Source organism: Bacillus sp. FJAT-26390 (assembly GCF_001682865.1).
Lineage (GTDB): Bacteria > Bacillota > Bacilli > Paenibacillales > Paenibacillaceae > Pristimantibacillus.
Genome location: NZ_MAQX01000022.1, coordinates 620,965 through 634,799 on the forward strand (window position 1 = coordinate 620,965; position 13,835 = coordinate 634,799).

Below are 13,835 nucleotides of genomic sequence, written 5' to 3' on the forward strand. Positions count from 1 at the left end.
AACGATGACGATCGTATATGACGAGGCAGCGCAGACATTCCATCTGCAAAGCCGATCATCCAGCTATATCATGCAGCTTGTGAAAAACAAATATCTCGCACATGTTCATTGGGGCGGTAAAGTCAGGGGCACAAGCGCCGGTGCGCTGCTCGCCATCCGTCGCAGATGCTCATTCTCGCCGTCGACGGATCCAAGCGATCTGACGCTGTCGCTCGATACGCTGCCACAAGAGCTTCCCGGCTTCGGAGGCAGCGACTTCCGGGTTCCTGCCTATCAAGTCCAGGTTGAGGACGGAACGACGGTCAGCGAGCTTGTCTATGAATCGCACCGCATCTATGCCGGCAAGCCTGCGCTTAGCGGTCTTCCTTCAACTTATGCCGTGGAGGCAAGCGAAGCAGAAAGCCTCGAAATCGTTCTGATCGATCCGATCATAGGCTTGAAGGCGATTCTGACCTACACGACGTTCCGCGATTTGGACGCCGTGGCCCGCTCGGTTCGCTATATCAATGAAAGCGGCGCTCCGATGAAGCTGCTGCGCGCGCTTAGCATGAGCATCGACTTTCCTCATGATGACTTCGACATGCTTCAGCTGCCCGGAACATGGGCAAGAGAGCGCCACATCGAGCGTCGTCCGCTCGCATCCGGCGGTTCGGTCATCGAGAGCAGAAGGGGAGCGAGCAGCCATTCGCTCAATCCCTTTCTTGCCCTTCTCTCGAAGGACACGAACGAAGTGCAGGGCGAAGCCTACGGCTTCAGCCTCGTGTACAGCGGCAGCTTTGTGGCGCAGGCAGAGGTTGATCCCTTTCATACGACCCGCGTCGCAATGGGCATCAATCCATTCGACTTCTGTTGGCATTTGGAGCCAGACGAGTCGTTCCAGGCACCGGAGACGGTACTCGTGTATTCGTCGGAAGGGCTTGGCGCGATGTCGCGGACGTATCATAAGCTGTACCGGACGCGCTTATGCCGAGGAGCTTTCCGCGACCGGACGCGTCCCGTGCTGCTCAACAACTGGGAGGCGACGTACTTTGATTTTGACGCGGACAAAATCGAGGAGATCGCACGCGAGGGCAAGGAGCTTGGAGCGGAGCTGTTTGTGTTAGACGACGGCTGGTTCGGCAAGCGGGATAATGACAAAAGCTCGCTTGGCGACTGGTTCGTCGACAAGCGCAAGCTGCCTAAAGGCTTGCCGAATCTAGTCGAGCGTGTAAGCAAATTGGGCATGCAGTTCGGCATTTGGTTCGAGCCGGAGATGGTTTCACCGGAGAGCGAGCTGTACCGCGCCCATCCGGACTGGTGCCTTCATGTGCCAGGACGGCGGAGAACGGAGGCGCGGCAGCAGCTGGTGCTCGATTATTCCCGTCAGGATGTGAGGGATTACATTATCGGGACCATTAGCAGCGTCCTGCAAAGCTCTCCGATCACTTATGTCAAATGGGACATGAACCGCAATATGACGGAGGTTGGCTCAGCGCTGCTTCCGCCAGAGCGGCAGCGCGAGACTGCGCACCGCTGCATCCTCGGATTATATGAGGTGCTGGACCGACTCACTTCGGCATTCCCTTATGTGCTGTTCGAGAGCTGCTCCGGCGGCGGCGGCAGGTTCGACCCAGGCATGCTCTACTATATGCCGCAAACATGGACGAGCGACAACACCGATGCGGTTGAGCGTCTCAAAATCCAGTACGGAACGAGCATCGTTTATCCCATCAGCGCGATGGGCGCCCACGTATCCGCCGTTCCTAATCATCAGGTGCACCGGACAACGCCAATCGAGATGCGCGGCCATGTCGCCATGTCCGGCAACTTTGGTTATGAGCTGAATCCGGCTTTGCTGACCGAGGCAGAGAAAACAGCAGTAAAGCAGCAGATCAGCTTGTACAAGGATATGCGTTACCTCATCCAGAGCGGCGAGTTCTACCGCCTTCGCAGTCCGTTTCATGGGAACGATACGGCATGGATGTTCGTGATGGAGGACGGCTCCGAGGCGATGGTCGGCTATTTCCAAGTGTTATCCGAGGCGAACGCGCCGCTTAAGAAGCTTCGGTTGCAGGGGCTTAACTCCGAGCATGACTATCTGCTCTACGATGCGGATCGGCCTGAGGACGGCGAGGAGCTGCTTGGCGGCGACGAGCTGATGAGGGTTGGACTAAAGCTTCCGATATGGAAGGGCGATTTTCGCAGCAAGCTTTACCGATTAAAAAGGGTCACAACTTAAAGCAGATAAAAGGAGAGGTTCGCATGAGCTCGATTGGGAATGGTGGGAATACGAAAGAACAATTCATAAACCATGTGATGGCGCTGCCGGTATTCGATACGCATACCCATCTGGTGGGTGATCGTCTCAGCGCGCGCGACTTCTGGGAAATCGCGCATTATTTCTGGCTGTTCCGGGAGCTGCAAGCCGGCGGTTACCCGGCTGATGCCGAGAAGCTGCCAGAGGAAGAGCGCATCGCCGCTTTTTTGAATGCATATAAGGAAACGAGAAGCACGTTGATGAATTGGACTTTTACTGCGATTATGCGGGAGCTGTATCGCATTGAGATTAAGGATGCTGAATCTATCAGAGAAGCGATAGCCGCAGTTAAACGGTCAAGTACGGATGAAGGCTGGGCACAGCAAACGGCAGACCGGCTGAATATCCGCAGGTTCGTCGTGAATCATCCGGAGCATGCCGTATTTGAAGGGATGCGCGAGCATGCTGTACTTATACCTCGGATAGACGGGGCAATAGGGAAGTGGGTTGACCGCGTGGCGCAATCGGCAGATCCAGCCGGCGAGTTTTTGGGCGTGCGGTCAGAGATTAGCCAATTGCTCGGCAGTTATGGAGCAGCAGGCTTGCCCGGCGTTATGACGACGCTGCCTGCATATGAAACCAGCGCTCATATCCGATACACGATTAGCGACAGCAGCACACGCGACGAAATTATGATGGAGCTGCTGCATGCCGTATGCGCCGCGTCAGAGCAAAACGGCTTGCTCGTCCAGCTATTCCTAGGCGTAGAGCGTTCGTGGTGCGGAACTGCTTTTCCGGTAAACGACACGGAAAGAATTTTGAAGCTGACCGCTTTATTTGAGAAGTACAGCTGTTCATTCGAGCTTGTGCTTGCTTCTGAGCTTAATAACCTAGACGCGGTGCAGGCGGCTTGGAATTTCCCGAATGTGCATATCGGCGGCATGTGGTGGTTCAACTTCCGTGCCAGCACCTACCGGGACAGCATGCAATACCGGCTTGAAGCGCTGCCCGCCAGCAAAAGCTCGGTTATCGTATCCGATGCCCGCTGCATGGAATGGAGCTTTGGCAAAATTATGTTAGTCAAGAAGCTGGCCGCAGAATTTCTATGGGAGCGGTTGGAATCGGGATGGATCGATGAGGAGACTGCTTTGCATACGGCTCGGCAGTGGCTGTTCGAAAGTGCGTCCAAACGGTACGCCATGAAGGAAAAACATTTGACGGCTAAGGGGTGAGAGTGATGCATGCAAGCAGCATTGCAGGGAGAATGCTGCCCGCTCCGAGAAGCGGCGGCTTCAAGATGGAAGGCTACTGGGTCTGGTGCGGATCCGTCGTAAAAGGTGAGGATGACCGGTTTCATATGTTTGCCTCCAGATGGCCGATGACGGTGCCCATGCATCCGGGCTGGCTGTTAGCCTCCGAAATCGTAAGGGCAGTATCCGATACGCCGGAAGGGCCTTATGTTTTTCAGGAAATCGTGCTTCCGGCAAGAGGCGCGGAATATTGGGATGGGCGCAGCACGCATAATCCGCATATCGTCAAGCATAACGGCGTCTATCTTCTCTATTATATGGGCACCACGCATCCTTTGCCTGAGCCGGTTCCCGGCATGGAATGCGGCCTTGGCGATCCGCGAACCATCGTTGCCCGTTCGAACAAGAGGGTGGGACTTGCGGTTTCGGATAGCGTATTCGGTCCGTGGAGGAGGAGCGATGCTCCGCTGCTGCCGACTCGTCCCGGCCGCTTCGACAGCTATTTGACTTCGAATCCGGCACCGTGCGTTAGGGAAGACGGCTCAGTGCTGCTTATCTACAAGGCCCGGCGGCATGAAGGCAATGATTTTGGCCAAATGACGATCGGAGTTGCCGAGGCGGAGCATTGGAGCGGGCCTTACAAGGTGATGTCAGAGGACCCTGTATTCCCGCCTGCTGAGTTCCATATTGAGGACCCGTTCATATGGCAAACGGAGGAAGGGTATTCGCTTATTGCGAAGGATATGGACGGCACGCTCGGCGGTGAGAAGCATGGCGGCATACAAGCCTCCTCCAAGGATGGCCTGCAATGGGCGCTGTCCGAGCAGCCGCAAGCCTACTCGCGCACCGTCCGCTGGGATGATGGAACGGTTCAGACCATGGGAAGCATGGAGCGTCCGTTTCTATTGTTTCAAAACGGCAAGCCAACCCATTTATTCGCGGCTGCGGCTGATGGGCCGGGCGGATTTCAGAAAGCTTCCCAAACTTGGAATATGGTCATTCCGCTAGCGGAATCGGAAGGAGAATAAGCGATGAAAGCAATATTAGTTGGTCTCGGAAGTGCAGGCTTTAGCTGGTACAAAAGATTGAGAGACAGGGGCTTGCTCGCGGCAGTCGTTGAGACGGACCCCGCCATGAAGGCTAAGCTGGAAGGGGCTCCTTATCCGTTCTATACCTCTCTGGAGGAGGCGCTTGCGCAAGAGGAGGCAGACTTCCTCGTTAATGTAACTTCTCCGGCTGCGCATACGCGGGTCAACCATGCTGCATTTGACAGAGGCCTGCCCGTGCTTTGCGAGAAGCCCATCTCCTTCGATTATTCGGAATCGATAGAGATTGTTGCTAGAGCGGCGAAAGAGAATATTCCGTTCATGATCGCCGAGAACTACCGGCGTTTTCCCTATGTGCGCAAAATGAAGCAGCTGCTGGACGAGGGCATCATCGGGGCGATCTCGACGATCGACATACGGTTCCGCCGTTATCATCAGGTGCAGCGGAAGTATGCGGTGCGCATTTTGGACGATATCGGCGTACATCACTTTGATATGCTTCGTTATTTGACCGGACGCGAGGGGAAGGCCATCCAAGCGAAATTGTATAATCCGCTTGGCAGCTGGGAAGAAGAAGGCGCGCTTATTAACGCGAGCGCCATCATTGAGATGGAAGGCGGAATTATAGCCGGTTATGCGGCGACGATCGCCTCGCGGGGGCCGGAGACGTTATGGGCCGGCGACTGGCGAATAGAGGGGACAAACGGCGCGCTGGTGCTGGCAGGCAAGGAGATTCGCATTTACAAAGAGGATGGGACAGAGGTCATTAATGACTTTGCCGATGTTGGCGAGACGGATACGTTAACGGAGTTTTTGGCTTCGCTTGAAACAAGGCAGGAAGCGGAAACAAGCGGCAACGATTATCTGCTTACGCAGGCGCTTGTCCACTATGCCAATCTGTCCGGCGAATCGGGCCATAACATACAAATTGAACTGCCGGATTTGGGGAGGACCATACAATGACAACTTTGACATGGACGGAAGCTGCGCCGGGTGTATGGCGTGCCACAATTGGAGATTCGCAGGCGCTCACGCCGCTATCGTTAATCGGAGCTGATCCGAGGCTGGAGGCGCTTATGCAGATGGCGAAGGCGAATCCACCCTTTGAATGGGAGGAGGTCCGGGTTGACAATTCGGTCAGCGGACGCCAAATGCTCACGCTGCCGCTTTCGGCTAACGAGAAGCTTTACGGAACGGGGCTGCAATTCATGCGAATGAACCAGCGCGGACGAACCCGCTATCTCCGCGTGAACAGCGATCCGAAGCAGGATACCGGAGAGACGCATGCGCCGGTTCCTTTCTACGTGAGCGACCGCGGGTATGGCGTGTTAATCGATACGGCGCGTGCGGTCACGATGCATCTCGGCTCGGCGCTTCGCCTTGACGAGACGAGCGCGGAGGATGCAAAGGACCGCAATCGCGATGCAAAATGGCGGGCGACGCTGCCTTCAGCCCGCGCGGAGGTCCGCTTGCCGGAGGAAGGCGCGGACATTTATGTGTTCGGCGGTCCATCGCTTGGCGATGCGGTAAGCCGCTACAATCTGTTCTGCGGCGGCGGTACGCTGCCGCCGAAGTGGGGACTGGGCTTCTGGCATCGCGTGCCTACCTTATTCAATGAGGAGGAGGCGCTTGCGGAAGCGATGGAATTCCGCCGCCGGGATTACCCTTGCGACGTAATTGGTTTGGAGCCGGGCTGGCATAGCCGCAGCTATCCGGTGACGTATGAATGGGACGCGGAGCGGTTCCCTGCTCCCGAACGATTCGTTCGCAAGCTCGCGGATAACGGCTTCCGCGTCAACCTGTGGGAGCATCCTTATGTGTCGCCGGAGAGCGAGCTTTATCCGGCGCTTAAGCCGCTGTCCGGCAATTACTCGGTATGGGGCGGGCTTGCCCCTGACTATGCGCTGCCGGAAGCGCGGGAGCTGTATGCCAAGCAGCATAAGGAGAAGCACGTTGCGATTGGCGTATCGGGCTACAAGCTGGACGAATGCGATGGCAGCGAGCTGACCAACAATTCTTGGATGTTCCCAGAGCATGCCCGTTTTCCATCCGGGCTTGACGGTGAGCAGATGCGGCAAGTTTACGGCCTAATGTTCCAAAAAATGACGAATGACCTCTACCGCGCGGACAACCTGCGCACCTATGGCCTTGTCCGGGCATCAAACGCAGCGGCTTCCTCGCTGCCCTATGTGCTTTATTCGGATCTATATAACCACAAGCAATTTATTAGGGCGCTGTGCAATTCCTCCTTCAGCGGATTGTTGTGGTCGCCGGAGGTGCGCCGTGCGCGCAGTGCCGAGGATTGGGTCAGAAGAATGCAGACCGTCTGCTTCTCGCCGCTTGCCATGCTGAATGCTTGGGGCGACGGAACGAAGCCTTGGTCATATCCTGAGGTCGAACCGATTATTCGCCGCTACATCAAGCTGCGGATGCGCTTGCAGCCTTATTTATATACAGCGTTCGCTGCTTACCATGAAAAAGGCATTCCTCCCTTCCGCGCGATGCCGTTTGTCGTTACACCGGAGGAGCTCGTCCACGCCGAGCAGCAAAGGATGGAAGCGGAGAAGCTGAATACGACGGATGGAGCCTACGGAAAGCGCGTCATTCCGCAATGGGACGACCAATATATGTTCGGGGATTCGCTGCTCATCGCGCCGCTCGTTGAAGGGGAGTCCGAGAGAGATGTGCTCTTGCCGTCCGGCTCATGGATCGGGTTCGAGACGGGAGAGCGGCATGAAGGGGGCGGCGTTATCAGGGTTCGCGCTGGGCTGGATACGATACCTATATTTGTGCGCGACGGCGCGGTTATTCCGATGATGGCTTCGCAGCCGCATGCGCTCCGCCCAGGCGAGAAAACTCAGCTTGAATTCGTGCATTTTGGATCTGTTGCAGGCTCATGCCTGCTGTACGATGACGACGGAGTAACGTTGGATCATGAAAACGGCGCTTGCGGCTGGTGGAAGGCGGAAGTAACGAAAACGGAGGAAGGCGGTTTTCAAGGCGTGTTATCCGGCGATTCGAATTTACCGGCTTCATATTCCAGCGTGAAGTGGCGCTTTGCCGCGATAGGGCTGGCACTACATGACGAATAGACGGATGGACTAACGCGAGGGGGGAGAAAAGATGGAGCGACGACTATGGTACGCAGCGCCCGCAAGCAAGTGGGAAGAGGCGCTGCCTATCGGCAACGGCCGGCTTGGCGGCATGGTGTTCGGCGGCGTAGCCAAGGAGACTGTACAGCTGAACGAGGATTCGCTGTGGTACGGCGGCTCGATCCGCGGAAATAATCCCGATGCGCGAACGAATCTACCAAAAATCCGACAACTGCTTATGCATGGCAAGCAAAATGAAGCGGAGCATTTGGCGCGGATGGCGCTGATGTCGAGTCCCAAATACCTTCACCCATATCAGCCGCTCGGCGAAATGCTGCTCTGGACTCAGGGGCATGAAGGATTAGTAGAGGGATACGAGCGTGAGCTTGACCTGGAAGATGCGATAACCCGCGTCAAGTACAGCCGGAATCAGGTTTTGTATCAAAGAGAGTTCTTAAGCAGCGCGGTTGATCAGGTTATGGCTGTTCGTCTGACAGCTGACGTGCCGGGCGCGATAACGGTTGGCGTCAATCTGATGCGCCGTCCCTTCGACGAAGGGACGGCGGCGGCAGGCGAGCGGGCGATTATGATGAGCGGTCAATGCGGACCAGGCGGCGTGCAATATGCGGCAGCGGTACGTGCCGCTGCCGAGGGCGGGACCGTACGCGTCATAGGAGATTTCATATCGGTTGAAGGGGCGGACGCGGTAACGCTGCTGCTCGCGGCTAATACCTCCTTCCGGCATCCTGATCCAAAGCAGACTTGCCTTGATCAGCTGCAAGCTGCAAGCCTGCTGTCTTATGACGAGCTGCGGGAGCGGCATGTGAGCGATTACTCGGCATATTACGAGAGGGTGAAGCTTGAGCTGCATGGCTCAGCGAATCAAGCGGCTGAGGCTGGACCTGAGCAATCCCAAAAGCTGGCAACCGACGTTCGGCTGCAGAGACTGGCAGAGGGAGCGGAGGACGCGGAGCTATTTGCGTTGTATTATCAATTTGGCCGTTATCTTCTTCTTTCCTGCTCGCGGCCGGGCACGCTTGCAGCTAATCTGCAAGGCATTTGGAACGCTAGCTTCACGCCTCCATGGGAGTCCAAATATACGATTAATATCAACACGCAGATGAACTATTGGCCGGCGGAATCCGGCGGGCTGCCGGAATGCCATGAACCGTTGTTCGATCTTGCGGAGAGTATGCTCGCATCGGGCGGAACGACAGCTCGCGAGATCTATGGCTGCCAAGGATTCGTCGCTCACCACAATACAAATTTGTGGGGAGACACGCATGTCGAGGGCGTTCTGGTCTCTTCCTCCATCTGGCCGATGGGAGCAGCGTGGTTATCGCTCCATTTATGGGAGCATTACAGGTATGGGCTGGATGAGGAGTTTTTAAGGCGCCGCGCTTATCCGTTATTGAAGGAAGCGTCTTTGTTTTTTCTTGGCTATATGACTGAGGATGGCGCAGGCAGGCTGATTACGGGTCCTTCGCTCTCGCCGGAAAACCGTTTCATAAGACCAAACGGAGAAACGGGGACGCTTTGCATGGGACCATCGATGGACAGCCAAATTGTTCATGCGTTATGGAGCTCTTGTATAGAAGCACAGCGAATATTGGGCATGGAAGATGGGTTTCTCCGCGAGCTGGAAGAAGCGCTCGCCAAGCTGCCTCAGCCTGAGATTGGCAAGCACGGACAAATTATGGAGTGGCTGGAGGACTGGGACGAGGCGGACATCGGGCATCGGCATATCTCGCAGCTGTTCGCGCTGCATCCCGGCGAGCAGATTCATGTACGGCGTACGAAGGCGCTTGCCGAGGCAGCGAGACGGACGATCGAGCGGCGGCTTTCGCATGGAGGCGGCCACACGGGGTGGAGCAGGGCTTGGATCGTAAACTTTTGGGCTCGGCTAGAGGACGGCGATGAAGCCCTTTCCCATCTCCGGCAGCTATTGACCCATTCGACGTATCCTAATCTGTTTGATGCGCATCCGCCGTTTCAGATCGACGGTAACTTCGGCGGCGCGGCAGGCATCGCTGAGATGCTGCTGCAATCGCATGCCGGTGAGCTTGCTTTGCTGCCGGCGCTGCCTGCTGCTTGGAGCAGCGGGAAAGCAACAGGGCTGCGAGCTAGAGGAGCATTGACGGTCGATCTCGAATGGGAGGATGGTTTGCTTAAGGAAGCCAGCCTTACGGCTAAGAAGAGCGGGGACTGCTGCTTGAGTTATGGAGCGGGTTCTATTGTGATTTTTGACGGCGATAAACGGATAGGTGAGCATACCGGCTCTGCTGCCGCAAAAATCCGGCTGGAAGCGGGCAAAACCTACCGGGTCATTAGCCATACCGATGTATAAGCAAACAGGGACAACGTCGATTCATTCCTTACAATAGCCCTTGATGATAGCAAAAAGGGCTATTGTGAATGAGCAAAAGAGCAATTGGCATGACTCCCGATTAGACTACAGGGATATATTTAGCTCCGAAGCCGTTTTACGTATATAATCCGACGCTTGCTTGTATTCTTCATTGGTGGACAAATGCTCGATGATCAGCGTGACATCCGGGTGCAGCTTATTTAACTCGGTTAGGAATGTCCGATAGTCCAGTGCGCCTAAGCCAGGAATGACCTCATCCATATGTACGGTTAGGTGGCCGCGCAGCAAAATATCTTTGGCATGGCAATTGCGAATATAAGGAGCCAGCTTCGCAATAAAATCTTTGATCATCTCCCCGTTCCGGTAGTAGACCCGAGGGCTGGAGACGATATTTACCGGGTCAAAATGTACGCCAAACCCTTTGCGGTCAATCGCTTTGATTAACGCGAGGTAGGTGTCGGCCGAATCGGGGAACACCCATGGCATCATTTCCAGTGCAAATACGGTACGCTCGGGTTTGACCGCATCAATAATTTCACGTGACGTCTCGACGATCAGCTCGAACGTCTCATCGCTGAAGTTGTCGGCGTCCGGGCCGTCCCACTGTTCGCCGCGGGAGCCTGCGATGTTCACGCAGCAATTGGCAGCTATTCGTTCTGCCAGTTCGAGTCGTTTGATACAGTAGGCGATCGCGTTTTTCCTCGTTGCCTCATCTCGGCTGATAGGGTTGCTCCATGCACCGACCTCAGAAATGAGAATATCATTTTTCTCAGCCGCCTTCAGATAGCCATCAAGCTCAGCCATATCGTCATCACCGTTGATTGGACAGGTCGTTGCTCGGAAGCCCGCTTGTTTTAACGCATGTGACCAGCTGTCAGGATTTTTATCTTCTAGAAATACTTGCCCGCCAAGCCGCATTGTAATCCCTTCCTTTGTCTGTAGATTATTTATATAGCAACAATAATGATGTTTCGAAAAGTATATCATGAACACGTGTTTATTCAAGCCCTGACTTTATAGAATTGAAATGTGCTGCGATTTTTTTTATTTTTTATTGTTGTGAAATGGATTGACAGCGATTTTATGCATTGTGTATGATGAATTCATGAACACGCGTTTACGTGATGGATTAACCGCAACAGAATACGGTACCTAAAATAGGCTAGGCGATTGCTCGTGCAAATGGATGTAAGTTGGCGGGAGAGCAGGTTTCCACCAATTCCGAAGAGTAAGCTATAGTTGAGCATCGCTGCGCAGATCGAAATTCATGTCGAAGAAGCCAAAAATTTTAGCGAAAAATAAACACGTGTTTATGATAAAGCGTCTTATATTCGATGTCATACGGCATTTTGTCGAAAAATGAACACGTGTTTACGCTAATTTGGGAGGAGGGGATTCACATGTAGTTTTCTCCGGCGTTTAGGAAGAAAACAACCACATGTTAGGTGATTGCGACTGACTAATACTTTATTTAAGGGGGATTTTCCGTGAAAAAAGGATGGACGACATTAGTTGGCATCATGCTTTCCCTTATGCTCGTAATAACGGCCTGCTCAAGCGGCTCTGATCAAAAAAATACGGCGGAAAAAGATAATTCGGATGGCAGCTCTGCTGCGACGACGGATAACGGGGGAGAGCTTAATTACTGGTATCCTTGGGGCGGCGATTCCGAGAAGTGGGACAAATGGCGGATGGGCGAATTTGAAACGAAAAACCCCGGCTATAAAATCAATGCCACTTACGTACCGCCGGATGGCGGGTTGACGAACGGCAAGCTCGTATCAGCCATTTCGGGTAAAAATCCGCCGGATGTTGTTATCAGCTCCGAATATGCAAGCGCTTACTCGCTTGCTGCGCAAGGCGCGCTGGAGCCGCTGGATGACTATCTTGCCGCGCTGAATTTCCAAGAGTCAGACGTTCTTTCGTCTTTTCTGCCGCTGATGAAATACAAAGACAAAACCTATCTCTATCCGCAGGACTCCAACGTCAACCTGCTCTATTACAATGTGGCCATGTTCAGGGAAGCCGGCTTAGATCCTGATAACCCTCCCCAAACAATCGAGGAGCTTGATGCAGCAGCGGAAAAGCTTACGAAAATAAGCGACAGCGGCTTTGATCGATTGGGCTTCATTCCTTGGATCGACGCCGGGGACGATTCCTTCCTATGGGGCTGGGTGTTCGGCGCTAATTATGTTGACGAGGCTACAGGTGCGATTAAGCTGAATGATGACCATCTGGTCACGATGTACAACTGGATGAACAAATACGCGCAAAAGTACAATCCGGAAAAAATCAAATCGTTCACGTCCGGCTTTGGCGGCGCCTTCTCCCCGGATCATCCATTCTTCACGGGCAAAGTTGCCATGACGGTTAACGGAAACTGGTTCGCCAATGCACTGAAAATCTATGCGCCCGATACGGAGTACCGCGTAGCTGCCATTCCTTATCCAGAAGGCGGCCGCGAGAAAGCGACTACGTTTGGAACGAACGTATTTATGATCCCGAAAGGGGCTAAAAATCCGCAAAATGCGATGAAGTTTATTATGTTTGCCGGCCAGCCGGAAATTCTCGCGGACAACATTAACACCTGGCGCTCGATATCCATCTATACGAAACCAAGCGATGCCATCAAGTGGGATAAAGAAAACGACCAAGTGTATAAAGTCGTTCGTGAAGTCGCAGCTTCGCCGAATTCCGGACATCCAGCGCTGACGCCTGTAGCCAAAGAAATGTCCAATGAGTTGATACTGCTGCGCGACAGCGTCATTTATAACAACAAAGACCCCAAGCCTTTACTTGAAAATGCAGAGAAAAAGATCCAAGCAGCATTGGACAAAAAGAAATAGGTTTAGCTTTGAGACTGCTGCTCCCGGACAGGTTTGCTTGTTCGGGAGCGCAGGCCTCCGACAGCTTATGTCCAATAAAAACGCACAAGGCGGTGAAAGTACGTGAGAAGTTCTGTCCCAGCCCTGAAGCCAGCCCCATTGTTGCCTGCGAAGCGCAGATCCAAGAAGCTGATGGAACGATTGGAGCTCACAGCGGTATACGTGATTTTGAGCCTAACGGCGCTCGCTTTTATCCTTCCTTTCCTCTGGCTGTTATCCGGTTCACTCAAGAGCAGCTCGGAGCTGTTTGCGAATCCCCCGATTTGGATTCCAAGCAAGCCGCAGTGGTCCAACTTTTCGACTGCTTTTGGTGAATTTCCGTTTCTGCTGTACTTGCGCAACACGCTGACGATTGCGGGATTTGGAATCGTTGGCGCCGTTATTTCAAATACCTTGATTGCCTATGGTTTCTCGCGCGTGGAATGGAAGGGACGGGACGGCGTATTCGTTCTAGTGCTCGCTACGATGATGCTGCCGTTCCAAGTAACGATGATTCCATTATTCATCATGTTTCAGAAGCTAGGCTGGATCGGAACATTTCTCCCGCTCATTGTTCCTGTCTTTTTTGGAAATCCGTTTTTCATTTTTTTATTGCGCCAATTTCTCATCGGCATTCCGAAGGAGCTGTCTCAGTCCGCTAAGGTTGATGGGGCGAGCGAGTTCCGAATCTATTGGCAAATGATTTTGCCGTTATCTTTGCCCGTCGTCACCACGGTCATGATCTTCTCCTTCATTGGCTCATGGGGAGATTTTATCGGTCCGCTCGTGTTCTTGAGCGACAACAAGCTGTATACGTTATCGCTTGGCATCCAGCAGATCATGTCCGTTAATGATCCGCGCTGGCCGCTATTGATGGCGATAGGCATTAGCATGACGGTGCCGGTGCTGATCATTTTCTTTGTCCTTCAGAAGTACTTCATTCAAGGGATCGCTTTTTCGGGAATCAAAGGATAGGGGC

General features: G+C 53.9%; 9 protein-coding genes. 8 read left to right on the top strand and 1 reads right to left on the bottom strand.

Translation table 11 applies throughout. From position 1 onward, the window contains the following. Positions 1–4: 4 nt before the first annotated feature. From A7975_RS19815 to A7975_RS19840, 6 genes are read left to right on the top strand one after another with little or no spacing between them, the layout of a single operon-like run. Positions 5–2,218, top strand: a complete 2,214-nt coding sequence (locus tag A7975_RS19815; protein ID WP_065386224.1) for an alpha-galactosidase — start codon at positions 5–7, stop codon at positions 2,216–2,218. A 23-nt stretch (positions 2,219–2,241) separates the two neighbouring features. Beyond that, on the top strand, positions 2,242–3,468 hold the full coding sequence (locus A7975_RS19820) for a hypothetical protein (RefSeq protein WP_065386225.1): 1,227 nt from the start codon (positions 2,242–2,244) through the stop codon (positions 3,466–3,468). Between the two features lie 5 nt (positions 3,469–3,473). Continuing rightward, a complete protein-coding gene (locus A7975_RS19825; RefSeq protein WP_218061021.1) occupies positions 3,474–4,514 on the top strand; it encodes a glycoside hydrolase family protein in 1,041 nt (346 codons plus the stop codon). Between the two features lie 3 nt (positions 4,515–4,517). After that, positions 4,518–5,495, top strand: a complete 978-nt coding sequence (locus A7975_RS19830; protein WP_065386226.1) for a Gfo/Idh/MocA family protein — start codon at positions 4,518–4,520, stop codon at positions 5,493–5,495. Next, positions 5,492–7,624 (top strand): glycoside hydrolase family 31 protein, encoded by a 2,133-nt coding sequence (locus tag A7975_RS19835; RefSeq protein ID WP_065386227.1) that lies wholly within the window; start codon positions 5,492–5,494, stop codon positions 7,622–7,624. The genes A7975_RS19830 and A7975_RS19835 overlap by 4 nt, the downstream gene beginning before the upstream one ends. Before the next feature lie 31 nt (positions 7,625–7,655). Next, positions 7,656–9,971: a glycoside hydrolase family 95 protein gene (locus A7975_RS19840; protein WP_065386228.1), complete on the top strand. Its 2,316-nt coding sequence runs from the start codon at positions 7,656–7,658 to the stop codon at positions 9,969–9,971. A gap of 105 nt (positions 9,972–10,076) precedes the next feature. Here A7975_RS19840 and A7975_RS19845 read toward each other — a convergent pair whose 3' ends face one another. Then, positions 10,077–10,910, bottom strand: coding sequence for a sugar phosphate isomerase/epimerase family protein (locus A7975_RS19845; RefSeq protein WP_065386229.1), 834 nt, complete (start codon positions 10,908–10,910; stop codon positions 10,077–10,079). Between the two features lie 569 nt (positions 10,911–11,479). Between A7975_RS19845 and A7975_RS19850 the strand changes: the two genes are divergently transcribed. Then, positions 11,480–12,838, top strand: a complete 1,359-nt coding sequence (locus tag A7975_RS19850) for an ABC transporter substrate-binding protein (protein ID WP_255314374.1) — start codon at positions 11,480–11,482, stop codon at positions 12,836–12,838. Between the two features lie 102 nt (positions 12,839–12,940). Further along, positions 12,941–13,831, top strand: coding sequence for a carbohydrate ABC transporter permease (locus A7975_RS19855; RefSeq protein WP_231637454.1), 891 nt, complete (start codon positions 12,941–12,943; stop codon positions 13,829–13,831). The last annotated feature ends 4 nt before the right edge of the window (positions 13,832–13,835 follow it).